Source organism: Arthrobacter sp. 9V (assembly GCF_902506065.1).
Taxonomy (GTDB): Bacteria; Actinomycetota; Actinomycetes; order Actinomycetales; family Micrococcaceae; genus Arthrobacter.
In genome coordinates, this window is record NZ_LR732912.1 from 462,957 (window position 1) to 487,023 (window position 24,067).

Consider the following 24,067-nt stretch of genomic DNA (forward strand, 5'->3'; position numbering starts at 1 on the left):
TTAAGCCGGCCTGTCCACCGTGTACGGTACGACGACGTCCTCCGCAGCGCGCGAACCGGGGGTGAAAAGCGCCACCAGAAGGCCGAATCCGACGCCGGCACCGATCAGCTGCGCCGCGACGAACCCAGGCACTGAGCCCGGTGCGATTCCTGCGAAGGTGTCGCTGAAGATCCGTCCTACTGTCACTGCAGGGTTTGCGAAGGACGTAGAGGACGTGAACCAGTACGCTGCTCCGATGTAGGCGCCGACGGCAGGGGCTGCCAGGGAGCTGCGCTTGGTGGCGGCAAGGGAGAAAATCAGCAGAACAAGTCCGGCTGTGGCCACGATTTCGCCGAGCAGGGGGCCAGGACTCGCACGTTCTTTGCTGGACATGGACGTCCCAACTTCAAACATGGCGTTCGCCAGTACGCTGCCGCCGATCGCACCCACAGTCTGCGATGCAACGTAGATGCCAAGTTCCTTCAGCGACAAGCCGTTGCCGACTCGCCTGCCCAGAATCCAGTCCACCAAAGACACCACGGGGTTGAAGTGCGCGCCGCTGATGGGACCGAAGATCAGTATGAGGACCGTCAGTCCGAGCACTGTGGCAGTGCTGTTCTGGAGCAACTGCAGGCCAACGTCGCCGGGGGAGAGTTGCTGCGCAGCGATACCGGAGCCCACAACTATGGCAACAAGCAGGCAGGTCCCCAGAGCCTCAGCGAGACCGCGGCGCCACAACGTTGGCGAATGAGTGTTCATGGAGAACAGCTTGACTGATGAAACTAGTTCAGTCAAAATTGAACCAATGACTATTGAACGAAATTCGAGTCTCTTGGAGAGGGCTGCCAAATATGCCGCCCTGGCCGATCCTGCACGCCTGCGCATCGTGGACCTGTTGACCTTGGGGGACATGTCACCCAAAGAACTGCAGGAAGAGCTGGAGATGCCCGCCAACCTGCTGTCGCACCACTTGCGCTCAATGGAGGACGCTGGCCTGGCGGTCCGGCATAGGTCCGAAGGTGACAAACGGCGCAGCTATGTCCGGTTGGCCCCCGGCGCACTCGAGGGACTCACTCCCGGCAGGGAGCACGGCGCACAGCGGGTTTTGTTCGTCTGCACCCGGAACAGCGCGCGCTCGCAGCTGGCAACTGCGCTGTGGCGAACCGCGAGCGATATTCCTTCGGTGTCGGCAGGAACTCATCCCGCGGAACACGTAGCGCCAGGTGCAGTAGAGGTCGCACGCCGCCACGGCCTGGACCTTGCGGGCGCAAGACCCTGCCTGATAGACCAAGTGATGAGCGACGAAGACTTGGTAGTTACTGTCTGCGATAACGCCCACGAGGAGTTGCCGGGCATGAAGGGCATCCATTGGTCCATCCCTGATCCGGTCCGGCTTGACAGTGAAGAGGCGTTTGAGGGTGCGTTCGCCGACATTTCACGCCGCGTCAATGATCTCGCCCCCCGTTTGCGGGTGACCTGACCCTGGCCTCCCCACACTATTTGACAGACCAACCCACCGACGCAGGAGACCCCGTGAGCACCGAAACCGCCAAGAAGCCCTCCGTTTTGTTCGTCTGCGTTCACAACGCAGGGCGCTCGCAGATGGCCGCCGCCTTCCTCACGAGTATTTCCAAAGGTGCCATTGAGGTCCGATCTGCGGGATCGCAGCCCGCGGACAAGGTCAATCCGGCTGCTGTTGAAGCCATGGCTGAGCTCGGCATCGATATGTCTGCCGAAATTCCCAAGGTCCTCACCACGGAGGCCGTCAAGGAATCAGACCTCGTCATCACCATGGGGTGCGGGGACGAGTGCCCCTATTTCCCCGGAAAGCGCTACGAAGACTGGGTTCTTGAAGACCCGGCCGGTCAGGGCGTGGAGGCTGTCCGCCCCATCCGGGACGAGATCAAGACCCGCATTGAAAATCTCGTCATAGAACTTCTGCCTGCCCGGCACGCTGACGCCCAGTAGTCAGCTGGCCCGCCCGTTTTCCCTACCCCTCCCAAGGAGATACCGTGAGCACCGAACAGCTGATCATCATCGGGTCCGGCCCTGCCGGTTACACGGCCGCTATCTACGCTGCCCGCGCCGGACTGAGCCCTTTGGTTCTGGCGGGTTCCGTCACTGCCGGCGGCGCCCTCATGAACACCACGGAAGTGGAGAACTTTCCCGGCTTCCCGGGCGGGATTCAAGGCCCGGAGCTGATGGACGGACTTCAAGAGCAGGCTGAAAAGTTTGGCGCGCGGATAGTGTTCGACGACGTCACTGACGTTGATCTGAAAGGTCACCTCAAGCGTGTAGTCACTGGCGGCGGCGAAACTCACGAGGCTCCCGCGGTTATCCTTGCCACGGGCTCCGCGTATAAGGAGCTCGGGCTGCCGGAGGAGAAGAAACTCAGCGGACACGGCGTTTCCTGGTGCGCCACCTGTGATGGTTTCTTCTTCCGCGAACAGGACATCATGGTGGTGGGCGGCGGCGATTCCGCCATGGAGGAAGCTACCTTCCTGACCCGCTTTGGAAAGTCGGTCACAGTGGTGGTCCGGAAGGATGAGCTGCGTGCCTCGCGAATCATGGCGCAGCGCGCAAAGGACAACCCCAAGATTAAGTTCGCGTGGAATTCGGAGATCACCAAGATCCACGGAGATACCAAAGTCACCGGTGTAACCCTCACCGACACCCGCACTGGCGAAACCCGTGAGCAGGAGGCAACCGGAATCTTCGTTGCAATCGGTCATTTGCCGCGAACAGAGCTGGTGGAAGGTCAGGTTGACCTCGATGAAGAGGGCTACATCAAGGTGGACTCACCCACCACCTGTACCAATCTTTCAGGTGTTTTCGCATGCGGTGACGCCGTAGACCACCGCTATCGCCAAGCCATCACCGCAGCCGGCACCGGCTGTGCGGCTGCTTTGGACGCTGAGCGCTACCTCGCCGCCCTGGACGACGCCCACAGCATTGCCACCGCGCTGGTCGAGGAGCCCACCCACTTCTAACGCGGTCAGACTCCGACGATGTTCCGTTCCCGGTAACCATCGGCAGCATAAACGCCGAGAATCCGAACTTCGGTAGTGAAGAACTCCAGCTCCTCCAAAGCCCGTCGTAGTCGGGCGTCCTCGGGGTGGCCTTCGACGTCGGAGAGGAACATGGTGGCAGCGAACTCGTCGCCCACCATATAACTTTCCAATCGCGTCATGTTGAGGCCATTGGTGGCAAAGCCGCCCAGGGCCTTGTAGAGGGCCGAGGGAACGTTGCGGACCCGGAACACGAAGCTGGTGATGGCAGGGCCGGGCAGTTCTTCCTTGGTGGGGAGCTCCTGTTCCCGGGCCAGAACAACAAAGCGCGTGGTGTTGGTGGGGTCGTCCTCTACTCCGGAGGCCAGGACGTCGAGTCCGTAGAGACCAGCGGCCAGCGGCGGAGCGAGGGACAGCTTGCGGGGATCGTTCCAGTCCCTGACTTCACGCGCTGAGCCTGCGGTGTCGCCAGCGATGACCGGCTTGAGGCCCGCTTCCCGGATAAGCCTGCGGCACTGTCCCAGAGCGTGGATGTGGCTGTGGACCTCGGTGGCACCCTCGATGGTGCTGCCCGGGATTCCCAAGAGGTCAAAGTGGATGGGGAGGAAGAACTCGCCAATAATCTGGAGCTTGGACTGGGGGAGCAGCACATGGATGTCCGCTACGCGTCCGGCAATGGAGTTCTCAATGGGGATCATGGCCAAATCGACTTCTCCAGTGGATACCCGCTCAAAGGCATCCTCAAAGCTCGCGCACGGGACGCTTTGGAGATCGGGGAACATTTCCTTGCACGCGAGATCCGAATTGGCTCCGGGCTCACCTTGGTACGCAATCTTCTGGGCCATGATGCTCATGGTTGCACGCAGACCGCCCGGCCTCCCAACCGCGTCCACCCTGTGACTGGACAAGTGGGTACCGCCGGACCTAGGTTCGCAGAAAGGATTGGGGGCAGCCGATGACGACTGCGACAACGTTTCAAGGAAACAAGGCAAACAGCGTCAATGAGCAGCGGGTCTCAAGGTTAGCAGGGACAGTGGTAGGACTGTTCACCCTCATCTGGGCGTTCCTGCTTACAGGCGAAGTGGGCTAGCACGTGAGGGCGCCCGGTCCGTTTCAGATGGCTTCACACGGATTGAGCTTGGTTTCAGCGCTCATTGTCTACCTCTATTGCCGACGCATGAACTATAGGACCAGCGCCTCCGGTCTGCTCTGTTTTGGGGCGGTAGGGTTCTTCTTCGCAGACGTGGCCATGGGGTTCAATTACAGCCCGTTCTTCGGCGTCGCGCTCATCGCGTGGGCGGCCAGCGCTCGCCGCCCCTTGCTTGCCGGGGTCGGCGTATTGGCCCTGGGAGCCGCGCTGGTCTCCAGATTCGAGCACGAGCTCAGCGCCGTCGTCGTAGGTGCGTGCGGCGTCGTCACTGTGGCCGCCGCAACGTGGCCGAAGTGGAGCACCGGGAAAGCAAAAGTAGGTGACAGATAGCGTCGCTGTGAGTGCTCATTGCGACGCTATCTGTCACCTAGTTGGGTAGAGGGGGAGGGGGTTAGCCGTTGATGATCTGCGGGACGCCCAGGGCCTTCAGACCTTCGGCGCCGAACTCGAGACCGTAGCCGGACTGCTTGGCACCACCGAACGGGACGCGGGGATCCACTGCTCCGTGTTTGTTGATCCACACGGTGCCGGCCTGGATCCGCGAGGCGACCTCGCGTGCAGCGTTCAGGTCCGATGACCAGACGGAGGCGCCCAGTCCGACGTCGAGTCCGTTCGCTTTGGCCACTGCCTCGTCCACGGTGCTGTATTTGATGATCGGCAGGGCCGGGCCGAACTGTTCCTCGGCAACCAACGGGTTGTCGTTATCGATGTCGGCCACCAACGTGGTGGGGTAGAAGTTGCCCGGCTGCCCGGCGTCGGGGTTGCCACCCAGCAGCACTCGCGCACCGGATTCCTTAGCGGACTCCACCAGTCGGGCCACGATGTCGTACTGCTGCCGGTTCTGTAGCGGGCCCAACACGTTGTTCTCATCAAGGCCATTACCCATGGGCATTGTCTGAGCAACAGCAACCAGCTCGGAGCACACGGCCTCGTACTGCGATTCGTGCACGTACAGGCGCTTCAGGGCGGCGCAGGTCTGCCCGGTGTTGATGAAGGCGCCCCAGAACAGGCCCTCGGCAATTGCTTTGGGATCGGAATCGGGGAGTACGATCCCGGCGTCGTTACCGCCAAGTTCCAGTGTGAGCCGTTTGACGGTATCGGCCGAGGAGCGAATGATCGCCTTGCCCGTGGCGGTAGAGCCGGTGAACATCACCTTGCCAATGGACGGGTGCTCGGCAAGCCGGGCGCCGACGTCGCGGCCGCCCGAGACTACGGACAGCAGGCCTTCGGGAAGTTCCTGGTTGATGATCGAAGCGAGGGCCAGCACAGAGAGCGGGGTGTACTCGGACGGCTTGACCACTACGGCGTTACCCATGCGCAGGGCTGGTGCGATCTGCCAGACGGTGATCATCATGGGCCAGTTCCACGGGCCAATGGCACCCACGACGCCGATGGGTCGGTAATGCAGTTCGGCGCGGGTTTCGCCGTCGTCCACCACGGTTTCGGGATCAAGCGGCGTGGCAGCGGTGGCGCGGAGCCAGGCGGCGCACGCGCCCACTTCGAAGCGCGCGTTAGGCCCGTTCAGCGGCTTGCCTTGCTCGCGGGAGAGGAGTTGGGCGAGCTCTTCGGCGGAACGCTCGACGGCGTCGGCGGCCTTCATGAGCGCAGCGGACCTGGCGTCATGGCCCAAGGCGGCCCACGCCGGCTGTGCTGCGGTAGCGGCAGCGATGGCGGCTTCGAGGTCTTCCACCGTGTGAACAGGTGCCTCGCCCACAGCCTGGCCAGTTGCCGGGTCAAGGATGGTACGGCTGTTCTGGCCTGTGGCCGGGGTGATCGAGGTCAGGAGGGCGTCGTAAGTCTCCATTGGTACTCCGCTCGGGTAGTAAGTCTTGGCGGCCAGTGAGGCACGCGGCGATGTTTCCAGTGTGGTTGGGATCACTCGCAGGGGCCTTGTCTATGCACGAACAGCGCTTGACGGGAAGCGAACGCTTTCCCCAGCGGCGCCAGTACCTGATAATCGAGCTTGTGACTCTTGCTTCCCTTGCCGCTTTCGCCGGCCTTTGCCTGGTCCTGTCCGTGACGCCTGGGCCGGACACTTTCCTGGTTCTGCGCATCGCGTTGAACCGTCCCAGCGCCGGAATCGCTGCCGCAGCAGGGTCTGCCCTTGGCGCCATCGCGTGGGCTGCATTAGTGGGCGTGGGCCTCGCCGCCATCCTTGAGCAGTCCGCGGAGCTGTTCCGCTGGGTCAAGATCGCAGGTGGCCTGTACCTGCTGTACCTGGGGGTGTCTTCGTTCATCAAGTCCCGGAAGGCGGCAAAGGCAGCCAAAGCAGTTGCAGCGGGAGCCGAAGAGAACATGCCCCTCCCGTACAGTCGACTCGCGGCGTTGGGAGCAGGGGCTTTGTCCACGCTGCTCAACCCCAAGGTGGGCCTGTTCTACCTGGCCGTGGTTCCGCAATTCATCCCGCACGGCGGGGACACCATGGGCACCTCGCTTATTCTCGGCGCAGTGGTGGCCGTCATCGCCTTCGCGTATCTCTCAATGATCGCCGTCGTCGCTTTCAAGGCGATGCGGTGGCTCAAACGCCCCAAGGTGAGCACCGTCGTCGAGCGTGTCAGTAGCGGTGTGATCGCCGGGCTGGGGGTTGGAGTGGTGGCTTCGGGCGCCACCAGTTAGTTCAGCGAGATTCGCAGACGCTCCACGCCCTCGGCACCTTCCGGCACTTGTTCCATGAGCTGCGGTTCATTGGCGAGGCGTCCAAGCATGTTTGCCAAGTGGTCTCGCTCGGCGGGCTTATAAGAGACGCCCCGAAGATCGGAGGCTCGGACAACAGCGGCCAGGGTAAGAAAGTCGTCGATGTGCCGCTGCCGTAGGGAGTCGTGGATGATGGTCAGCGCTCCCGCTTTGCCGATGAGGCTGCCGGGGCTTGCCATGCTTCCTGCTGTTCGGTGAGCATTGCGGGAAGTTCAATGGGCATGGACGCTCCTCAGGATTTCGCGTGCAGCTTGCTGTTCACGGACGCCTGGCCGTTCGGCCAAGTCTGCCGCCACCACTAGTGGGGGAAGTTCCTCGGGGATTCGCTCGGCGGCGTGGAGGATGACATTCGGTCTCTTCCCAGGATGGGGCTCGACCAGGAACCAGTCTTTGACGACGTCTCTGAGTTCATCGCGTCGCACGTACGCTTCAACCTCCGAGTTGGCCAGCAGTCCGGAGCGCGGGTGAGAGACTCCGGAGAGGTGGATTCGCTTGTCCTCCCGAAGCTCCGCGATGTCGGACGGGCTGGAAGAGAACTCGAACCTTTCGGCTCGATTAGCCAGCCACGCGAGAAGTTCCACCAAGTCGGGGGAGTTCTGCAGCCGGCTGATGCGCTCCTTTAAGCGATGTTTCTCAACGGGCGAGGGTTCGAGGTATTCAAGGAGGGGCTGACCCGGGTTGTCTTCCCAGAAGCAGGACATGAGTTGCCAGGCGCTGCGTTCAGACAGTGGTCGGCCTGCGGGTTTGCCAGGCCGGTACTGGGCGGCGTCAGCTTCCTCAACAATCCAGCGTCCACCGACTCGTTGTCCGCGTATACGTCCGGAGTGGACGAGCTGGCGCGCTCGGCTTTCGTTGACGTTGAGGCGCTTAGCCAGCTGGGGGATGCTCAATGCCATTTCATAATCCTATCGGTAACGCTATGAATATGAAATCCATTCCTAATTGGGATTACAGCTGCCTAGCGATGCCGCTAGCAATGTGTAATTAAATAATCCTGGCTCGGATGGCAGCAGCTAGCTAACAGGCAAGCAGCGCAAGGTAGTTATCCAGTTGCCCGGACAGATCCTGTGAGAAGTGCTCGGCGGGGGACAGCGCCACAACAATCTGCGCACCCAGCATCATGTTCAGCAGGTGGTCGGCGACGGCGGCGTCCCCAATAGGGGCTTTGATCTCGCCCGCCGCCCGGGCTGCCGCGCAATGATCGGTGATGGTGGTGTGCCACTGGCTCATGGACGCGCTGTGCAATGCGGCCATGTCAGCGTCGTTGAGTGCTTTCTGCCAGAACGGAATCACAATCCGCGCTTCGTTGACGCGTTCCTCATCCAGCGGCAGGACCTCGGCGCAGAACGCGCGGAGGGCTTCAACGCCTGAGAGCCCTTCGGTCCGGGCAGTGATGCGTTGGTTGGTGCGGTTGAAGACGTGGCCGAACGCGGAGGTCAACAGCAGGTCCTTGGTGGGGAAGTAGGGCTTCAGGGCGCCATTGGCGAAGCCGGCTTCCTCTGCGATCTCCCGCATGGTGGCGCCCTCCATGCCCAACCTTGCGATGATCCGCCAGGTTGCGTCCACCAGCTCGAGGCGTCGTTGATCGTGGTCCACAATCTTTGGCACTGGATGGGCTCCCGAAAAATAAATGGTGGACAGGTCTTGTGACCCATCTTACGTTTTGGTTATTCTCTACATCTATAGAAAATAAATCCTGACCCATCATAGGTCCCGGACAAGAGGCAGCCATGACGCCCACAGCAACTGAGACAGCAACCGACGCCACAGCCATTGAGGCAACGCAGTACGCCCTGGCAACGGGCGCCGAAATCTCCCGGGTGCAGGGGATCCTGCAGGCAGCCGGCCAGCTCGGCGCTGAGAAGCGGATCGCGTACCTGGGGTTGGTGGATCCATCCCGCAGCCAGGCGCAGCAGGACCGCCGATTCCGTGTTTTCATTCACGACGTCTCCGGCGGAGCTCCCTCGGACGTCCTCGTCTCGGTAACCAGCGGCGAAATCCTGACAGCCACTGAACTCGATACCAAAGTCTCCGGCGAACTTCCCGTGCTGGAAGAGGAATTCGAGGTTGTGGAGACACTCCTCGCAACGGACGAGCGTTGGCTCGCCGCGCTCGCAGCCAGGGAGCTGGACGTCGCCAAAGTCCGCGTGGCACCTTTGTCTGCCGGTGTTTTTGAGTACGACGACGAGAAAGGTCGCCGCATCCTCCGCGGCCTCGCTTTCGTGCAGGACTTCCCGGAAGACAGCGCCTGGGCCCACCCCGTGGACGGACTGGTGGCCTACGTGGATGTGGTCAATAAGGAAGTCACCCAGGTCATTGACCTTGGGGTCATGCCCATTCCGGCAGAGCACGGAAACTACACGGACCCGGAATTGACCGGCCCGCTCCGCGAAACCCAGAAACCCATCAGCATCACTCAGCCGGAAGGCCCAAGCTTCACGGTCACCTGCGGGAACCACGTTGAGTGGGAAAAGTGGAGCGTGGACGTTGGGTTCGACGTCCGTGAAGGAGTTGTCCTCCACAACCTTGCCTTCCAGGATGGCGAGAATAAGCGTCCCATCATCAACCGCGCCTCCATCGCGGAAATGGTGGTTCCTTACGGCGACCCTTCGCCCATCCGGTCCTGGCAAAACTACTTCGATACCGGCGAATACCTGGTGGGCCAGTACGCCAACTCCTTGGAACTGGGCTGCGACTGCCTGGGCGACATCACCTACCTCAGCCCCGTCATCAGTGACGCCTTCGGCAACCCCCGCGAAATCCGCAACGGAATCTGCATGCACGAGGAAGACTGGGGCATCCTCTCCAAGCACTCAGACCTCTGGACCGGCATCAACTACACCCGCCGCAACCGACGCCTGGTGATCTCCTTCTTCACCACCATCGGCAACTACGATTACGGCTTCTACTGGTACCTCTACCTGGACGGCACCATCGAGTTCGAGGCCAAAGCCACCGGCGTGGTCTTCACCAGTGCCTTCCCCGAGGGCGGCTCGGACAATATCTCCCAGCTCGCCCCGGGCCTCGGCGCACCCTTCCACCAGCACCTCTTCAGCGCCCGCCTGGACATGGCCATTGACGGGTTCACCAACCGGGTTGAAGAAGAAGACGTGGTCCGCCAGGCCATGGGCCCGGGCAATGAGCGCGGCAACGCGTTCTCCCGCAAGCGCACGGTCCTGAGCAAAGAGTCCGAGGCAGTCCGCGAGGCCGACGCGCGCGCAGGCAGGACCTGGATCATCTCCAACCCGGAGTCCAGGAATCGCCTGGGCGAGCCTGTTGGCTACAAGCTCCACGCCCAGAACCAGCCCACGCTGCTGGCTGACCCCGGCTCGTCCATTGCCAGGCGCGCGGCCTTCGCCACCAAGGACCTTTGGGTCACCCGCTATTCCGACGAGGAGCGCTACCCTACGGGCGACTTCGTGAACCAGCACTCCGGCGGAGCAGGCTTGCCGGCATACGTTGCCCAGGACCGGGAGATCGACGGCCAGGACATCGTAGTGTGGCACACCTTCGGCCTCACGCACTTCCCGCGCGTGGAAGATTGGCCGATCATGCCCGTGGACACCGTCGGCTTCAAGCTCCGCCCCGAAGGCTTCTTTGACCGGAGCCCGGTGTTGGACGTGCCCGCCAGCGCCTCAGGCTCGAGCTGCCACAGCGCTGTTGACGGCTCCGGCGAGCAGGGCTCAGGCGAGCACGGCGAACCCGCCGGGCACTGCCACTAGACCCCATCCGGGAAACTGACCATGACAACAACGGCAGGACGGGTCCGCTCAGTCGGACCCGTCCTGCACCCCCGGATCTGCGCGGCCCTCACCGCTGCCTCGTGCCTGGTGCACCTCTGGCTCGCAATCACGGGACACCACGGTGCCTGGCTGGGCATCCTCATGATCGGCCTGACGGCAGTGTGCGTTCCGTGCACGGTCCACATTTGGCGCCACAGCCGGGTGGGGGCGCTCCATCAAGTGATGATTTCGGCCCTGGCAATGGTGGGACTCCACGCCGTCCTGCTGCTAGGAGCGGTCGGTTCCGGACACGCCCACGGCGGGGGACCGGCGTCGGGTGCTGTTTCATCCGGCGCTGCCGGGTTGTTGCTGGTGATCGGACTGGAAATCACGACGGCGTTACTCGCCGCCACGCTGGTGGCCCGGCTTCGGCGCTCAAATCGGAGCCGCTGAATTGGCCCATCTTTGCCGGTGCCAGGCCCGGTTTTCAGCTGCAGGGGGTCAACAATGGAAGCCAAAGATGGGCTGGAAGCGCCGAGCTCAGAGTGAAACCCGGGTCAGCTTGTCCGGGTTGGACACTTGGCGAAGTTCCCGGATGCTCCCGTCCGGGCCGGTGCTGATCACCATGACGTCGGAGCGGCCGTGATGCCGTAGCACCAGGGCCGCCTCGCTGTTGACCTCAATGACCCAGGCACGAACCGGCTCCGCTGGGTCAAACACCGCCGCTTTGCCGAAGATACCTGCGAAGAAGCGCGCGATCCTGGCCGCCCCGAACAACGGGTTCATGGCGCTCTTGACCCTTCCGCCGCCGTCCGCCCAGAGGACGGCGTCGCGGTCCAGCATGGCTACAACCGTGTCAATTTCACCGTGCTCGATGGCCCGCACCAGCTTCTCCAAGGCGGCGCGGTCCTTGGCCCGGGGAGCAGGTGCATCCGGATCGATCTCAAGGCGACGTTCGGCCCGTGAAATCATCTGGCGGACAGCTGCTGGGGTCTTTTCCAGGATTTCGGCAATCTCCGGAGCGGACATCGCGAAGGCCCGGTGCAACACGAGTGCCGCCCTGGCCTCCGGGGCAAGTTGCTCCGCCAAGTGCAGCAGGGTCAAGGACAGAAGCTCACGGTTGGCCACAGTGTCTTCCGGAAGCGTGGACGCATCCACGGGTTCCGGCAGCCACGGGCCGGTGTACTCCTCACGCACGGCCGCCAGTTGGCGTACCCGGTCAACAGAGCGGCGCACGCACACGGTAGTGAGCCATGCCGGCCAGGAATCCACGCGGTCTGCATCGGTTTTGCGTTCCCTCTGCACAGCATCGATTGCCACCTCAGAGACCACGTCCTCGGCATGCCCGAAGTCGCCCAGCATTCTGTAGGCGATCCCCAGGAGGCGATTCCGTTCGCTTTGCCACGCCGAGGTGGCCGACACCGCAAGACTCATGCTGCCAACGCTACCGTTCAGACCAGCGGATTCTTCTCATCCAAAGGCGGCTCCATCTGCGTGCTGATGGCGATCCTGTTCCACACGTTGATGGTGGAGATGGCAAGGATCAAGTCACCCATTTGGCTGTCGTCAAAATGCGTGGCGGCAGCATTCCAGATCTCATCAGTGACAGTGTCCGGGCCAAGCTGAGTCACCGCGTCAGTCAAGGCGAGTACAGCCTGTTCGCGGGCATCGAAGAACACTTTTGAGTGCTGCCATGCTGCAACTGCATGAAGCTTGCGGGAGGGTATTCCGCGCTTAAAGCCGTCCGTGGCGTGCATGTCGACGCAGAATCCGCAGCCGTTGAGAATGGAGGCGCGGAGCTTGATGAGTTCAAACAGGTCCGGGTCCACGGACTTGCGTGCGTAGCCTTCCAAGCCGATCACGGCGGCGTAGCCGAGCTTGTTGCTGTGGCCAATGTTGATGCGGGGCATGATGTTTCCCTTCGGTGGTGGTGCCTTACATCAGGGATGTCGGATGGGGCGATGAAAGTGTGACAGGACGCAGCTTGTTAGAGTCAGGGGCGTGCGCGCAATGGTTTTTGATGAGGTCCGGACCCAGCCCGAAGTACGGGAAGTCGCCAAACCCTTGGCTCCCGTGGGAGGCGTTGTGGTGAAAGTGCTGGCCACAGGCATGTGCCGCAGCGACTGGCATGCCTGGGCGGGGCACGATGACATTGCTGTGCCCCATGTGCCGGGCCACGAGCTCGCCGGTGTGATCGACGCCGTCGGGGAAAGCGTCCAGCATTGGAAGGTGGGCGACCGCGTCACCGTCCCCTTCGTCTGCGGATGCGGCACCTGCGAATGGTGTTTGGCCGGCGAGGCTCAGGTCTGCCCGGACCAACAGCAGCCTGGCTTCACCCACTGGGGGTCCTTCGCCGAGTTTGTGGCCCTCCATGCTGCCGACAGCAACCTGGTTGCCATCCCTGACGGTGTTGAATATACGACGGCGGCAAGTCTCGGCTGCCGCTTCGCCACCGCATACCGTGCGCTGGCAGCCCGTGCGCAGGTGAAGACCGGCGAATGGGTGACCGTGGTTGGCGCGGGCGGCGTAGGGCTGAGTGCTGTGATGATCGCCAAGGCCATGGGAGCCAGGGTGATTGCCGTGGACCGGAACCCCGAAGCGCTTGCCGTAGCCGAGCGTTTGGGTGCCGAACACACTGTGCTGGCTGATGGTTCGGATATCCCTGCCGCAGTGAACGTCCTCTCCGGCGGAGGCAGCCATGTGGCGGTAGACGCCGTCGGAAGTGAACAGACCTGTGCCGACGCGATCCTCAGCCTTCGCAGGCATGGCCGGCACGTCCAGATCGGTTTGCTGCCGTCCATTGACGGCAATCCGCAAGTACCCATGGCACGGGTGATTGGCTGGGAACTGGACGTCCTGGGTAGTCACGGCATGGCAGCTGTGGACTATCCGGGCATGATGGCGCTCATCGAACAGGGTGCGCTTCAGCCGCAGTTGCTCATTGAACGCACCATTGGCTTGGAAGAAGCAGCGGCTCTCCTGCCCGGCTTCGACAAGGCCAACCCTGCCGGCATGACCATGGTGGACCCTGCTCTGTAGGTGCTCCGGGCGCCCAAGTAAGTCGCAGTTGGGGTCGTTGCCAGCGCTGGGAACGACCTGATCTGCGACTCAGTTGGGGGCGTCCACGGGGCGGTTCCGGTACGCGGCGAGGTAGGTGGAGATGCGGCGCACTGCTTCCTCAATGTCCTCCACGGCCGGCAGGATCACAAACCGGAAGTGGTCCGGCGTGGGCCAGTTGAACGCCGTTCCGTGCGAGACCAGGATTTTCTGTTCCTGCAGGAGTTGGAGGACAAACTTTTCATCCGAGGCGATGGGGTAGATCTCCGGGTCCAGGCGCGGGAACAGGTACATGGCACCGGCCGCGGGAACGCAGGAAACGCCCGGAATGGCAGTCAACAATTTCCAGGCCAGGTCACGCTGCTCGCGGAGCCTGCCGCCGGGACGAATAAGCGCTTCGATGCTTTGATACCCGCCCAGGCAGGTCTGGATGGCGTGCTGGGCCGGCACGTTGGCGCACAACCGAAGTGATGCCAGCAGTTCCAACGACTCCCGGTAGGCGGCGGTTACGGTACGGGGACCGGTCACGGCCACCCAACCGGCCCGGTACCCCGGCATGCGGTACGCCTTGGACAAGCCACTGAATGTCAGTACGCAGACGTCATCGGCCACGGCTGCAGTGTGAATGTGCGGAGCGTCCACGTAGCGGATCTTCTCGTAGATCTCATCGGAGAACAGGACAAGGTCATGCTTCCGGGCCAGCGCTGCAAACTGCTCCAGAATATGCCGGGGATAGACGGCTCCGGTGGGGTTGTTCGGGTTGATGATCACAATGCCCTTGGTGCGCGGGGTGATCCTGGCTTCGACGTCGGCCATATCCGGCCACCAGTTCTCTTCCTCATCGCACAAGTAGTGCACGGGATTACCGCCGGTAAGCGTCACAGCCGCAGTCCACAACGGGTAGTCGGGAGCCGGGATAAGGATCTCGTCGCCGTTCTCCATGAACGCCTGCAAGGTCATGGAGATGAGCTCGCTGACGCCGTTACCTACAAACACATCCTCGACGCCGATCGTCATCAGTCCGCGGGTTTGGTAGTACTGCGAGATGGCGGTTCGGGCGGAGAAAATGCCCTTGGAATCGCTGTAGCCCTGCGCGCCGCGAAGGTGGTGGATCATGTCCACCACAACTGACTCCGGAGCCTCCAGCCCGAACGGCGCGGTGTCCCCAAGGTTCATCTTGAGGATTCGGTGCCCCTCGGCTTCCATGGCCTTGGCCGCTTGGAGGATGGGCCCACGGAGTTCATAGCGGACATTCTGAAGTTTGCTGGAGTGCTGCATGGGACGCATGGTTGATCTTTTCACGTCAGCGGCCCGTGCAAGCAAACCGTTCCGGAATCAGACCCACCGAATCACCAGGGGAAGGCTCTTGGTGCTTGCTGAAACTTCCCGTTCGGCCCCATTAACCGCCACGGCGAAGTGCTGGACCTCGTCAGCCGATGCCAGGACCTCAAAGTGGCCGGTCGCATCACTGACCGCCGCGGTTGCAGAAGAGTGGGCGTGAATGTAAGCGTCGGAAATGCCTTTGTTGTGCACATCCACCAGCCGTCCTCGGATACGGCGTCCGGCAGTTGAAGCGCCCACGGCAGCCTGGGCAGGCGGATCCGACGGCTCCTCGAAGGGGAGGGATACAGGGACGCGGACCAGGAAGCCCAGCCCTTGCCCCACTGCGCCGGAGTACTCCTCCGGACGGAACTCTCCGCTGGATACTACGGAGTACTGGCCGTGCAGTTCCACGGCCAAGAGCAGGCGCTCCATGTTCTCCAACTGCTCAGGGCCGTGGCACTCCACTGCCACCCTCAGTTCCAGGTCCAGTGCCGGCCCGTCACGGCGGGACCGCCCAACCCTGTTCAGGGTTACCGCCCGCACGGTGACCGGAGCGTCCGGTGGAGGAACGACGGCGGTGGGGGAGCCGTCGTCGAACCGCACGTGCTGGGGAGAGATGGCGTCGGAAAGTACCCTCAGGAGGTCGTACAGCGACGATTGCACATGGCCCACGGCAGAACCCCAGCCGGACAGAGATCCAGTAATTCAACTGGAACTAGGCTACTCCCGCTGTTGCGCGTAGTCACTGGGGCGTAGGGCCGGCCGCTACCAACCACGGGAGGTCCCATGGCAGTTCCTGGTCAACCGGACTGGCCCAGGCTGACGACGAGGTTGATCGCCACTGCTACCACGAAGGTGCCAAAGAAATAGGACAGCAAAGCGTGCCCCAGGGCGATCCTGCGGGAGGGGGTGGATGACTGGTTCACGTTGCTCGCGTTGTATGACATGCCGATGGAGAATGCCGCGTAGGCGAAGTCGCTGTAAGACGGTTCTTCGTCCTGGTTGAAGCTGAAGCGATGGCGGTCGTCGTGGTAATACATCCGAGCGTATTTGAACGCGTAGACAGTGTTGACCAGGGCCCACGCGATCACCACGCCCAGAGCCGCCAGGAGCGCCGCGGCCACACCGATGGGGTCCTTCTCCTGGCTGCGGATCAAGGCGAAGACCACCGCCACGAGACTGATGAATGTGGCGCCTATGATCAGGGAGTCAACGAGCCCTCGAGACTTACCCTCGTGGCGGGCGAGTTCACCCGTGGCCTCCGGGCCAGCGGGCCACGCCTTAGTCCACGCCCAGACCAGGAAGACGGAGCCGGCGACAGCCCATCCGATCAAGGGCGCGAGTTCCGGAGCGCCGAGCAACGCCGCAACGAGTGCGATAACCAGACCGATGGCGGTCGAGACCAGAGCCTTGAGATCCATATGCGACATTGAAGAAGTTACCCACCACGTTGGCGGCTCGCTTCCGCCAATTTTACGTACAGATAATGCCCCTCAAAAGCCCCGAAAGGGCATTATCTGTACAAAAACCTAGGCCAAGCCGGCGACGCCGTCGGTGATGGTGAACGACTTTTTGGTGCTGACCGGAGCGCCTGGAGTGGTGACGTAGTCCAGTACACGGAAGTCGGCCTTCAGGGCGTCCTTGGTGATGCGCGTGTTCACGTACCCGCGGTTGTCGTTGTAGAACTTCAGGTGCGGGTTCCACGCCATGGTGGGGTCCGTGGTGGATCCGGTGCCATCGCCGGTCGAGGTAATGGAAGAACACACCAGTTCCGAGCCAACCACTGCCGCCGCCGGGTCTTTGTAGTCCACTTTGAGGTCGGTGGCCCAGTGACGGTGAACGTCGCCGGTGAGTACGACGGCGTTGCGCACCTTGGCGTCTACCCAGCCTTGGGTGATGCGGCGGCGGGACGCAGCGTAACCGTCCCAGCCATCCATGGAGACGTCGTCGATCTCCGGTGCTTTGTCCCGGTCCCGCTCGGCGAAGAAGACCTGCTGGCCCAGAATGTCCCAGCGCTGCGTGGAGTTCCTGAAGCCCTCCAACAGCCACTTCTCCTGTTCGGCCCCGGTGATGCTGCGGTTCTCGTCCAGGCGCTCGGCAACGTTCTTGCGCCAGCCGTCGCCCGCGAGCTGATCGTCCCGGTACTGCCGTGTGTCCATCATGTGGAAGTTGGCGAGCTGGCCCCATTGGATGGTGCGGTAGATCTTCATGTCGAACCCGGCTGGAACCGAGGAAGCCCGCAGCGGCATGTTCTCGTAGTACGCCTGGAACGCTGCCGAACGACGCTGGCGGAAATGCTCGGTGGTGTCATTGAGCTGAGCTGGGTCATTGTTCTCGGGGATGTCGTCCGCCCAGTTGTTGTCCACCTCGTGGTCATCCCACACCACCAGCCACGGCGCGATTGCGTGCGCGGCCTGAAGATCGGCGTCGGACTTGTACTGGGCGTGCCGCTGGCGGTAGCCGCCCAGGCCCACGGTCTCCGGACCCTCATGATCGCGGGGGTTGCCGCCGCCGATCACGTAGCTGTCCTTCTTGTACTCGTAGAGGTAGTCCCCAAGGTGCAGCACCAGGTCCGGGTGGTCCTCGGCCAGGCGCTTGTACGCCGTGAAGTAGCCGTGCTCGTACTGGGCGCAGCTGGCGAACGCCATGGCCAGCGCCGCGGGGGTCTCTCGGGGCGCCGGGCTGGTCAGCGTACGGCCAACCTCGCTCAGGTGCCGTCCGGTGCGGAAACGGTAGAAGTATTCCCGGCCCGGTTTGAGGCCCTTGAGTTCGACGTGCACTGAGTGGGCGGTTTGGATCCCGGCATGCTCGACGCCGCGGGCTACGACCCGGCGCATCGCCGGGTCTTCGGCAACTTCCCAGGCAACCGCGACGTTGCGGGAGGGCATGCCGCCCAGGCCGTCCTCGGCCACTGGGTTTACTGCCAGGCGGGTCCAGATGACGAAGCCGTCCGGCCACGGTTCGCCCGACGCGATGCCAAGCGTGAACGGATCGGTGCGGAGGCCGGCGTCGTCCGCTGTTGAAACCGCGACGGCGGGACTGGCGGCCGGAGCGGCCACGGCGGCGACGAGTCCGGCACCCAGACCGGCCGAGATGAGGGATCTGCGGGAGATGTTTTCCATAACGCCGACCCTAGGAAGCCGGGGTTGACTGAATCCAAGAACGGCATGAATGAGCGGTTAACTGTGTGACAAAAGGCGTCACCACGCTCGGAAGCCCTCAAAGCCGAATAACGGCTCGTCTATGCTCAGTTCATGACTACGGGGGAGAGCCGTCAGCGGCCCGGAGTGGTGACGTTCTCAGTGGTGCTGATGTACATCGGCGGCATAGCCCAGATCCTCTTGGGGATCCTGACAATTTTCCTGCGCTACACCCCTGAGGCCCAGTCCGGCGGAATCGCCCTTCCCATCACCTTGCTCGGCGCAGGAATGATCCTGTTCGGGTTGCTGGTGATCGGGCTGGCCTCCGGTGTGGCACGCGGAAGCAGGGCGGCCCGCCGTGGTGCAACAGCTGTGATGCTGCTCGGCTTGGCCTTTGCAGTGCTGGACCTGATCATTGCCGCCGATGCAGACTGGTCAGCTGTGATTTCTCAGTCGGCCGCCACGGTTGCCGTGGTGGTGCCGCTGTGGACAGGAAGGGGTCGCCGCTACTTCGAGGCAGGCTGATTGGAGGCCCGGTCATTTGAGGGCCGGTGATGCAGTGCGTCCTGGGCATCCCGGTAGGCCACGCGGCGGTGAACGAAGCGGACGATCTCGATCAGTGCGATGCACGCCACGGACGTTCCCAGGACCAGTAGTGCCGTGGGCAGCGTTGGGTCGGTAAATTGCAGGAAGTCGCGGGCGATCGGAACGGAATACACCAGTATCAGCCCGATCATCATGGCCCCGATGACCAGCCCCTTGAAACGTGTGACGGGGCGTGAAAGCACCACCAGGATCCAGATGCCGATGATGGCAAGGATGAGGGTTGACCCGGTGCGGATCTCGGCTTCGGGGATCTGCAGGTTCGCGGCGAGGCGGGCGTAGGAGGCCAGCCCCAAGGTCACGGACACGCCGGCCGGCACTGCAAAGGTCAGTGAGCGGCGCAGGAAACCGGGAATGTAGCGCTGGGCGTTAGGCAGCAAGGCCAGGAAGAACGCCGGTATGCCAATGGTCAGGCCATCGGTTACGGAGAGCTGCCGTGGAAGGAACGGGAACGGCAGCAGGAGGATGCCGAACGCGATGGCCAGGAAAGTGGCGTAGGCGGTCTTTGTCAGGAACAGCATGGAGACGCGCTCAATGTTGGCAATGACCTGGCGGCCCTCGGCCACCACACTGGGCAGGTGGGAGAACTTGCCGTCCAGGAGTACCAACCGGGCCACTGCTTTAGTGGCAGCGGCCCCGGAATTCATGGCCACCCCGATGTCGGCTTCCTTGATGGCCAAGGCATCATTGACGCCGTCCCCGGTCATGGCCACTGTGCGGCCGGCACCCTTGAGCGCTACAACGATCCTTTTCTTCTGGTCCGGCGTCACGCGTCCGAAGACCACGTTGTTGTTGATGACCTCCAGAAGTTCCTGGTCGTCGTCGGGCAGTTCCCGGGCATCAAAGCCGCGGGGCGCATCCAGACCCACTTCCCGGGCAATTGCGGCCACCGTCTGGGGGTTGTCACCGGAAATGATCCGGACCTCCACGTCCTGAGCCGCGAAATACGTGAGTGTCTCGGCAGCGTCGGGGCGGATGTTCTCCTTGAACGTCAGCAGCACCACCGGCACGGCATCGGCCGGAACAGTCTCGTCATCAGTGGGCGTGCCATGTGCCAGCACCAAAGTGCGACGCCCTGTTGCTGCCAACTCCAGGGCTTGGGTGGCAAGTTGCTGGAGCACGGGATCACTGGGGTTGCCCGCCGGGAACACCATTTCCGGTCCGCCCAGGATCCACATGCCGTCGTCGAAGATTACCGCGCTCCACTTACGGGCCGAAGAAAAGGGAACACGGTCAAGCGGTTGGCCGGCCGGTTCGTTGAAGTGCCCGTTGAGGCTGCGGGCTGTTGCGTTGGCATCTTTCTGCACGCCATACCAGGAAAGAACGGACTCCCAGCCGGGGCGGGCCGTCAAAGGGTGTGCGGCGTCGAAGACGATGTCGCCTTGGGTGAGCGTCCCGGTCTTGTCCAAGCAGATGATGTCCACGCGGGCCAGCCCTTCCACGGCCGGGAGCTCCTGCACCAGGACCTGTTGCCGGGCCAGTTTCACTGCACCGACGGCGAAGGTAATGCTGGTCATCAGCACCAGGCCCAGGGGCACCATGGCGACGACGGCGGCAATGGTCGCCGTCGCCGCGTCACGCCACGCGCCGCTCGCCGAAGCCTCGGCCCACCCGCCCTGTGCCATCATCTGTGCGTTCAAAACCAACAACGCCACAGGACCAACGAACCAGGTCACCCACTTCAGGACGCGGTCAATCGAGGAGCGGAGCTCGGAGGCAACCAGCGAGAATCTTTTGGCTTCGGCTGCAAGGGAGTTGGCGAAGGAGTCTGCGCCCACCCGGTCCACCACCGCTGAGCCTTCACCGGCCACTACAACAGAGCCGGACAGCACCCGGTCCCCGTCTTCCTTTTCAACGGCATCGGATTCACCTGTCAGCATGGACTCGTCCACTTGGAGCCCGCGCGAGCTGGTGACTACCCCGTCAGCGGGCACCTGATCACCGGCCCTCAGGACCAGGGTGTCGTCCAAAACCACGTCATCCAAGGCGATTTCTGCCTCGGAACCGTCCCTCATCACCCGGGCGTGCGGCGCGTTCAGAAGGGCCAAACGATCCAACGCCCGCTTGGCCCGGTACTCCTGGACGCTGCCGATCACGGCGTTGGCAACAGCACTGAAACCAAAGAGGGCATCCTGCCAGCGGCCTATCGCGAACAGGACAATGAAGCAGGCCAGGATGATGCCGTTGAACAGGGTGAGCACGTTTGCGCGGACGATGCTCCACACACTGCGGCTGGTGTCCTGGACGAACGCGTTGGTTTTCCCCGCGGCCACCCTCTCGGCAACCTCGGCGGTGCTCAATCCCTGCGCCGAGGACCCCACCGTACGGAGGGCCGCCCCTGGTAAGTCCTTCTCGTTTGGCACTCATGCCCCCGTTATTGCTCGGTTCCAAGGTTCGGTGGAGCGATGGGTCTGAGTATGCCAGCCCCGGGCCGTTATGTCGCCGTCGTCGGTGTCTTGGGGAGTGAAAGTCAGGCCGTGAAGGCGAGGTCCTTCGCGTGCAGCCTGTGGAGAAGCGGTTCGCCACGGGAAACGCGGTGTGCTTCCTCGATGGTGCTGGCTGCCATGCGCTCCAGTTCCATGCCCAGCGAACCGGCCAAATGCGGTGTGAGCAGCACGTGGGGGTGGGTGTAGAAGCCCGAATCTGCAGGAAGTACCCAGGGAGTGGTGACGTCCAGGACGGCGTAAAGGTCGCCTTGCTCGATCCGCCGAAGCAGCGCGTCCTGATCCACCAGCTCGCCACGTGCGGTGTTGATGAAGGTGGCTCCCGGCTTGAATGCGGCCACCAGCTCGTGGTTAATGAGGTTGCGGGTGGAGGGCAGCGACGGCGCGTGGAGGCTGACCACGTCGCAACTGCCCACGAGCTCCTCCAAGGAAACACGTTCGACGCCGAGGTCCACTGCCGCGGCTTCGTCCAGGAAAGGGTCTGCCACCACTACCTGAACGTCGTAGGACTTCAGGAGCCGGATGACGTGTTTGCCGATCCTGGACGCTCCGATGATGCCCACGCGTTTGCCAAAATTGCCCATGTCCGGGAACACCTGGTCCGGCTCAATCTCGGTTTTCTCCGAATGCAACTTCCGGGCGATCTGGAGGACACGCTTATTGGCCAGCAGGATCATGGCCACCGTGTATTCGGCAACGGGGATGGAGTTGGCATCGGCAGCCGTACTGATCTGGATCCCCCGGTCCCAGCATTCATCGCCCACGTGGTGCTTCACAGTACCGCCGGCATGGAGGACGTGGGTCAGTCGCGGAGCCGCTGCCAGGGCTGCCGCGTCGAGCCTGGGGCAGCTCCAGCCTGTAATGAGGATGTCCGTCCGGGCAAGGAGCTCCAGCGAACGCGGCGTGGTGAAGTCTTCCATGGGCTCCGGACTGAGCAGCCGCAAGCCGGGGGACAGGGTTTCCAATCTGCGGGGCGGGAAAACGCGGGACACGACGCCGGGCCCCATGGCCAGTGCGACGTTCAGTTCAGTGGTGGTCACTTGACGCTCCCTGCGGTAAGGCCGGACTTCCAGAAGCGCTGCAGCATGATGAACGCCAGCAGCAGCGGAAGGATGGAGAGCAACGAGCCCGTGATGACCATGGGTGTGAACTCGGGCTGCGGTACCGAGTACCCCTGCCAGATGGAGATACCGACGCTGACGGGCAGGAGTTGCTGATCTTGGAGCATGACCAGCGGGAGCATGAAGTTGTTCCACACACCTACAAACTGGAACAGGGCGATGGTGATGTAGCCGGGCATCATCATGGGCAGGCCCAGGGAGAAGAAGGACCGGATGGGCCCGGCACCGTCCATGCGGGCGGCTTCGAGTGTTTCGGCCGGGACGTAACTCGCGGAGTAAACGCGGGCCAAGTACACGCCGAACGGGTTGCACAGGACAGGGATGAGGACCGCCCAGATCGTGTTGGTCATGCCCACCAGGGAGGCCAGCAGGTACATGGGTAGAACCGTGGCTGTGTTGGGGATCAGGACGCCCACCAGGACGAAGCCGAAGAGCGAGTCCTTCCAGCGGAACTGGAACTTGTCGAACGCATAGCCTGCCATGACCGAAATCAGGCTGCCCAGGACAGCGCCTACTCCGGCGTACATCACGGAGTTGCCCAACCAGCGGAAGAAGAGGCCGCCGTCCTGGTTCGCCACGGCCGCGATGTTCTCAAACAAGGAGAAGTTGCCCAACGCGTAGGCGCTGGTGCCGTAGAGGTCAGCTGCGTTCTTGGTGGAAGCGAACACCAGCCACAGGACCGGGACCACCATGTAGGCGGAGCCGATGATGAGCAGGCCATTGACGGTGAACTTGCTGGCCAGGCCGCCGCTGCGCTTGGAACTGCTGCGTTTTGAACTGCTGCCATTGGAGTTGCCGCGGTTGGTACGGGACCCCGTGCGGCGGAGATCCTGCTCCGAAGGGTCTTTGCTGCGGGAACTGGAAAGCGTTGGGGTGCTCATGATTTGTTCATCCTGGAGCTGAGGCGGGTGACGGTCAGGGACAGAACTGCTGCCAGCCCGGCGATGATCACGGAGGCGGCGGCCGCCTGGTTGAGGTTGTGGCGGATGAAGGCCGCGTCATAGGCCCACAGGTTGGGAACCCAGGTACTGGTGACCGAGGCTGTGGCCTTGGAAATGATGGACGGCTCGGTGAACAGCTGCAGAGTGCCGATGATGGTGAAGAGCATGATGACGCTCAGCGCCGGGAGGATCAGGGGGAACTTGATGCTCACCGCGGCCCGGATCTCGCCCGCACCGTCCACTCTGGCGGCTTCCAGGATTTCCCGGGGAACAGCCTGCAACGCGGTGAACAGGATAATGACGTTGTAGCCGGTCCACTCCCACACGCCGATGTTCACAATGGACGGAAGGACCATGTGGGCATCCAAAAAGTTGATCTGGATGCCGCCACCTTGGAGGGCCTGGACCAGCGGGCTGATGCCCGGTGTGTACAAGTAGGCCCAGATAAGCGCCGCAATGACGCCGGGGACTGCGTGGGGCAGGAACACCAGGAGTTGGAACAGTTTGCGTGCCTTGGCCACCGATGCATCCAGGAGGAGCGCAAAGACCACAGCGCCACCCACCATGCAGGGAATGTAGATCAGGCAGTACAAGCCCAAGCGGGCGATGCCTTCCATGAACGTTTCGGACTGGAACACCTGCACATAGTTCTCAAGTCCAACGAACACGGTTTTGGCTTCCCCGAAGCCCAGACCCGACTTCTGTTGGGAGTGGAAACTCAGCACCAGGGAGTAAACCACCGGTGCGATCATGGCGATGGCGAACACCGCGAAGAAAGGGATCAGGAACAGTGCAGCAGTCCGTCCGCCGGTTCCCGCCAGGGCGCGGCCTCGGCGGCGCCCTGTGGTGGTGAGGGCCTGGGTGGCCATGGGATTCTCCTACTAC

25 protein-coding genes are annotated in these 24,067 nt (G+C 62.7%); 9 read left to right on the plus strand and 16 right to left on the minus strand.

Going from position 1 to position 24,067, the window contains the following annotated elements; translation table 11 throughout:
* Window positions 1-738 carry an aquaporin gene (locus tag BACI9J_RS02195; RefSeq protein WP_159732975.1) on the minus strand — a complete coding sequence of 246 codons (738 nt, stop codon included), beginning with the start codon at window positions 736-738 and terminating at the stop codon, window positions 1-3.
* Between the two features lie 46 nt (window positions 739-784).
* Here BACI9J_RS02195 and BACI9J_RS02200 point away from each other — a divergent pair, with 46 nt between their 5' ends.
* Genes BACI9J_RS02200 through trxB form a run of 3 tightly spaced genes read left to right on the plus strand, consistent with a single transcriptional unit; the run spans window position 785 to window position 2,969 of the window.
* Window positions 785-1,459, plus strand: a complete 675-nt coding sequence (locus BACI9J_RS02200) for a metalloregulator ArsR/SmtB family transcription factor (RefSeq protein WP_159732976.1) — start codon at window positions 785-787, stop codon at window positions 1,457-1,459.
* A gap of 53 nt (window positions 1,460-1,512) precedes the next feature.
* Window positions 1,513-1,947 carry an arsenate reductase ArsC gene (locus BACI9J_RS02205; RefSeq protein WP_159732977.1) on the plus strand — a complete coding sequence of 145 codons (435 nt, stop codon included), beginning with the start codon at window positions 1,513-1,515 and terminating at the stop codon, window positions 1,945-1,947.
* Between the two features lie 44 nt (window positions 1,948-1,991).
* Window positions 1,992-2,969 (plus strand): thioredoxin-disulfide reductase, encoded by a 978-nt coding sequence (gene trxB / locus BACI9J_RS02210; protein WP_159732978.1) that lies wholly within the window; start codon window positions 1,992-1,994, stop codon window positions 2,967-2,969.
* A gap of 5 nt (window positions 2,970-2,974) precedes the next feature.
* Here trxB and BACI9J_RS02215 read toward each other — a convergent pair whose 3' ends face one another.
* Window positions 2,975-3,832, minus strand: coding sequence for a prephenate dehydratase (locus tag BACI9J_RS02215; RefSeq protein WP_159732979.1), 858 nt, complete (start codon window positions 3,830-3,832; stop codon window positions 2,975-2,977).
* A gap of 293 nt (window positions 3,833-4,125) precedes the next feature.
* Here BACI9J_RS02215 and BACI9J_RS02220 point away from each other — a divergent pair, with 293 nt between their 5' ends.
* Window positions 4,126-4,467 (plus strand): hypothetical protein, encoded by a 342-nt coding sequence (locus tag BACI9J_RS02220; protein ID WP_159732980.1) that lies wholly within the window; start codon window positions 4,126-4,128, stop codon window positions 4,465-4,467.
* Window positions 4,468-4,528: 61 nt separating this feature from the next.
* On the opposite strand, the gene BACI9J_RS02225 is transcribed toward BACI9J_RS02220, so the two are convergent.
* On the minus strand, window positions 4,529-5,941 hold the full coding sequence (locus tag BACI9J_RS02225) for an aldehyde dehydrogenase family protein (RefSeq protein WP_159736319.1): 1,413 nt from the start codon (window positions 5,939-5,941) through the stop codon (window positions 4,529-4,531).
* Between the two features lie 161 nt (window positions 5,942-6,102).
* On the opposite strand from BACI9J_RS02225, the gene BACI9J_RS02230 reads away from it, so the two are divergent.
* Window positions 6,103-6,753 (plus strand): LysE family translocator, encoded by a 651-nt coding sequence (locus BACI9J_RS02230; protein WP_159732981.1) that lies wholly within the window; start codon window positions 6,103-6,105, stop codon window positions 6,751-6,753.
* On the opposite strand, the gene BACI9J_RS02235 is transcribed toward BACI9J_RS02230, so the two are convergent.
* The 3 genes from BACI9J_RS02235 to BACI9J_RS02245 all read right to left on the minus strand — a co-directional run bounded on the left by BACI9J_RS02235 (window position 6,750) and on the right by BACI9J_RS02245 (window position 8,439).
* Window positions 6,750-7,010: a hypothetical protein gene (locus BACI9J_RS02235; RefSeq protein WP_201296483.1), complete on the minus strand. Its 261-nt coding sequence runs from the start codon at window positions 7,008-7,010 to the stop codon at window positions 6,750-6,752. The genes BACI9J_RS02230 and BACI9J_RS02235 overlap by 4 nt on opposite strands.
* A gap of 33 nt (window positions 7,011-7,043) precedes the next feature.
* Entirely contained in the window at window positions 7,044-7,727 is a 684-nt protein-coding gene (locus tag BACI9J_RS02240) for a helix-turn-helix domain-containing protein (RefSeq protein WP_159732982.1), read from the minus strand.
* Window positions 7,728-7,848: 121 nt separating this feature from the next.
* A complete protein-coding gene (locus tag BACI9J_RS02245) occupies window positions 7,849-8,439 on the minus strand; it encodes a TetR/AcrR family transcriptional regulator (protein WP_159732983.1) in 591 nt (196 codons plus the stop codon).
* 122 nt (window positions 8,440-8,561) lie between these two features.
* On the opposite strand from BACI9J_RS02245, the gene BACI9J_RS02250 reads away from it, so the two are divergent.
* Entirely contained in the window at window positions 8,562-10,553 is a 1,992-nt protein-coding gene (locus BACI9J_RS02250; protein ID WP_159732984.1) for a primary-amine oxidase, read from the plus strand.
* A 21-nt stretch (window positions 10,554-10,574) separates the two neighbouring features.
* Window positions 10,575-11,006, plus strand: coding sequence for a hypothetical protein (locus tag BACI9J_RS02255; protein ID WP_159732985.1), 432 nt, complete (start codon window positions 10,575-10,577; stop codon window positions 11,004-11,006).
* Between the two features lie 87 nt (window positions 11,007-11,093).
* Here the strand turns inward: BACI9J_RS02255 and BACI9J_RS02260 are convergent, their stop codons facing one another.
* Together BACI9J_RS02260 and BACI9J_RS02265 are read right to left on the minus strand one after the other, a co-directional pair.
* Window positions 11,094-11,987 (minus strand): sigma-70 family RNA polymerase sigma factor, encoded by an 894-nt coding sequence (locus tag BACI9J_RS02260; protein WP_159732986.1) that lies wholly within the window; start codon window positions 11,985-11,987, stop codon window positions 11,094-11,096.
* Between the two features lie 17 nt (window positions 11,988-12,004).
* Window positions 12,005-12,463 carry a carboxymuconolactone decarboxylase family protein gene (locus BACI9J_RS02265; RefSeq protein WP_159732987.1) on the minus strand — a complete coding sequence of 153 codons (459 nt, stop codon included), beginning with the start codon at window positions 12,461-12,463 and terminating at the stop codon, window positions 12,005-12,007.
* A 91-nt stretch (window positions 12,464-12,554) separates the two neighbouring features.
* Between BACI9J_RS02265 and BACI9J_RS02270 the strand changes: the two genes are divergently transcribed.
* A complete protein-coding gene (locus BACI9J_RS02270) occupies window positions 12,555-13,592 on the plus strand; it encodes a zinc-dependent alcohol dehydrogenase family protein (protein ID WP_159732988.1) in 1,038 nt (345 codons plus the stop codon).
* Between the two features lie 69 nt (window positions 13,593-13,661).
* Here the strand turns inward: BACI9J_RS02270 and BACI9J_RS02275 are convergent, their stop codons facing one another.
* From BACI9J_RS02275 to BACI9J_RS02290, 4 genes are all read right to left on the minus strand, one after another.
* A complete protein-coding gene (locus tag BACI9J_RS02275) occupies window positions 13,662-14,897 on the minus strand; it encodes a pyridoxal phosphate-dependent aminotransferase (RefSeq protein ID WP_159732989.1) in 1,236 nt (411 codons plus the stop codon).
* Between the two features lie 48 nt (window positions 14,898-14,945).
* Window positions 14,946-15,605 (minus strand): hypothetical protein, encoded by a 660-nt coding sequence (locus BACI9J_RS02280; protein WP_159732990.1) that lies wholly within the window; start codon window positions 15,603-15,605, stop codon window positions 14,946-14,948.
* Window positions 15,606-15,733: 128 nt separating this feature from the next.
* A complete protein-coding gene (locus BACI9J_RS02285) occupies window positions 15,734-16,363 on the minus strand; it encodes a DUF1345 domain-containing protein (protein ID WP_201296484.1) in 630 nt (209 codons plus the stop codon).
* Window positions 16,364-16,462: 99 nt separating this feature from the next.
* A complete protein-coding gene (locus BACI9J_RS02290; RefSeq protein WP_159732991.1) occupies window positions 16,463-18,055 on the minus strand; it encodes an alkaline phosphatase D family protein in 1,593 nt (530 codons plus the stop codon).
* 132 nt (window positions 18,056-18,187) lie between these two features.
* Here BACI9J_RS02290 and BACI9J_RS02295 point away from each other — a divergent pair, with 132 nt between their 5' ends.
* Entirely contained in the window at window positions 18,188-18,598 is a 411-nt protein-coding gene (locus tag BACI9J_RS02295; protein ID WP_236558309.1) for a hypothetical protein, read from the plus strand.
* On the opposite strand, the gene BACI9J_RS02300 is transcribed toward BACI9J_RS02295, so the two are convergent.
* From BACI9J_RS02300 to BACI9J_RS02315, 4 genes are all read right to left on the minus strand, one after another.
* On the minus strand, window positions 18,580-21,039 hold the full coding sequence (locus BACI9J_RS02300; protein ID WP_159732992.1) for an HAD-IC family P-type ATPase: 2,460 nt from the start codon (window positions 21,037-21,039) through the stop codon (window positions 18,580-18,582). The two genes, BACI9J_RS02295 and BACI9J_RS02300, sit on opposite strands and share 19 nt — an antisense overlap.
* 107 nt (window positions 21,040-21,146) lie before the next feature.
* Entirely contained in the window at window positions 21,147-22,160 is a 1,014-nt protein-coding gene (locus tag BACI9J_RS02305; protein WP_159732993.1) for a hydroxyacid dehydrogenase, read from the minus strand.
* Window positions 22,157-23,122 (minus strand): carbohydrate ABC transporter permease, encoded by a 966-nt coding sequence (locus tag BACI9J_RS02310; protein WP_159732994.1) that lies wholly within the window; start codon window positions 23,120-23,122, stop codon window positions 22,157-22,159. Before BACI9J_RS02310 ends, BACI9J_RS02305 begins: the two co-directional genes overlap by 4 nt.
* Complete coding sequence (locus BACI9J_RS02315) at window positions 23,119-24,051, minus strand: carbohydrate ABC transporter permease (protein ID WP_159732995.1); 933 nt, start codon at window positions 24,049-24,051, stop codon at window positions 23,119-23,121. The genes BACI9J_RS02310 and BACI9J_RS02315 overlap by 4 nt, the downstream gene beginning before the upstream one ends.
* Window positions 24,052-24,067: the final 16 nt, after the last annotated feature.

What these genes read in the sequence shown, in the direction of transcription:
- BACI9J_RS02195 (WP_159732975.1), bottom strand. Translation starts at nt 738, where the DNA reads ATGAACACTCATTCGCCAACGTTGTGGCGCCGCGGTCTCGCTGAGGCT.
- BACI9J_RS02200 (WP_159732976.1), top strand. Translation starts at nt 785, where the DNA reads ATGACTATTGAACGAAATTCGAGTCTCTTGGAGAGGGCTGCCAAATAT.
- BACI9J_RS02215 (WP_159732979.1), bottom strand. Translation starts at nt 3,832, where the DNA reads ATGGCCCAGAAGATTGCGTACCAAGGTGAGCCCGGAGCCAATTCGGAT.
- BACI9J_RS02225 (WP_159736319.1), bottom strand. Translation starts at nt 5,941, where the DNA reads ATGGAGACTTACGACGCCCTCCTGACCTCGATCACCCCGGCCACAGGC.
- BACI9J_RS02235 (WP_201296483.1), bottom strand. Translation starts at nt 7,010, where the DNA reads ATGGCAAGCCCCGGCAGCCTCATCGGCAAAGCGGGAGCGCTGACCATC.
- BACI9J_RS02240 (WP_159732982.1), bottom strand. Translation starts at nt 7,727, where the DNA reads ATGGCATTGAGCATCCCCCAGCTGGCTAAGCGCCTCAACGTCAACGAA.
- BACI9J_RS02250 (WP_159732984.1), top strand. Translation starts at nt 8,562, where the DNA reads ATGACGCCCACAGCAACTGAGACAGCAACCGACGCCACAGCCATTGAG.
- BACI9J_RS02255 (WP_159732985.1), top strand. Translation starts at nt 10,575, where the DNA reads ATGACAACAACGGCAGGACGGGTCCGCTCAGTCGGACCCGTCCTGCAC.
- BACI9J_RS02260 (WP_159732986.1), bottom strand. Translation starts at nt 11,987, where the DNA reads ATGAGTCTTGCGGTGTCGGCCACCTCGGCGTGGCAAAGCGAACGGAAT.
- BACI9J_RS02265 (WP_159732987.1), bottom strand. Translation starts at nt 12,463, where the DNA reads ATGCCCCGCATCAACATTGGCCACAGCAACAAGCTCGGCTACGCCGCC.
- BACI9J_RS02275 (WP_159732989.1), bottom strand. Translation starts at nt 14,897, where the DNA reads ATGCGTCCCATGCAGCACTCCAGCAAACTTCAGAATGTCCGCTATGAA.
- BACI9J_RS02285 (WP_201296484.1), bottom strand. Translation starts at nt 16,363, where the DNA reads ATGTCGCATATGGATCTCAAGGCTCTGGTCTCGACCGCCATCGGTCTG.
- BACI9J_RS02290 (WP_159732991.1), bottom strand. Translation starts at nt 18,055, where the DNA reads ATGGAAAACATCTCCCGCAGATCCCTCATCTCGGCCGGTCTGGGTGCC.
- BACI9J_RS02295 (WP_236558309.1), top strand. Translation starts at nt 18,188, where the DNA reads ATGACTACGGGGGAGAGCCGTCAGCGGCCCGGAGTGGTGACGTTCTCA.
- BACI9J_RS02310 (WP_159732994.1), bottom strand. Translation starts at nt 23,122, where the DNA reads ATGAGCACCCCAACGCTTTCCAGTTCCCGCAGCAAAGACCCTTCGGAG.
- BACI9J_RS02315 (WP_159732995.1), bottom strand. Translation starts at nt 24,051, where the DNA reads ATGGCCACCCAGGCCCTCACCACCACAGGGCGCCGCCGAGGCCGCGCC.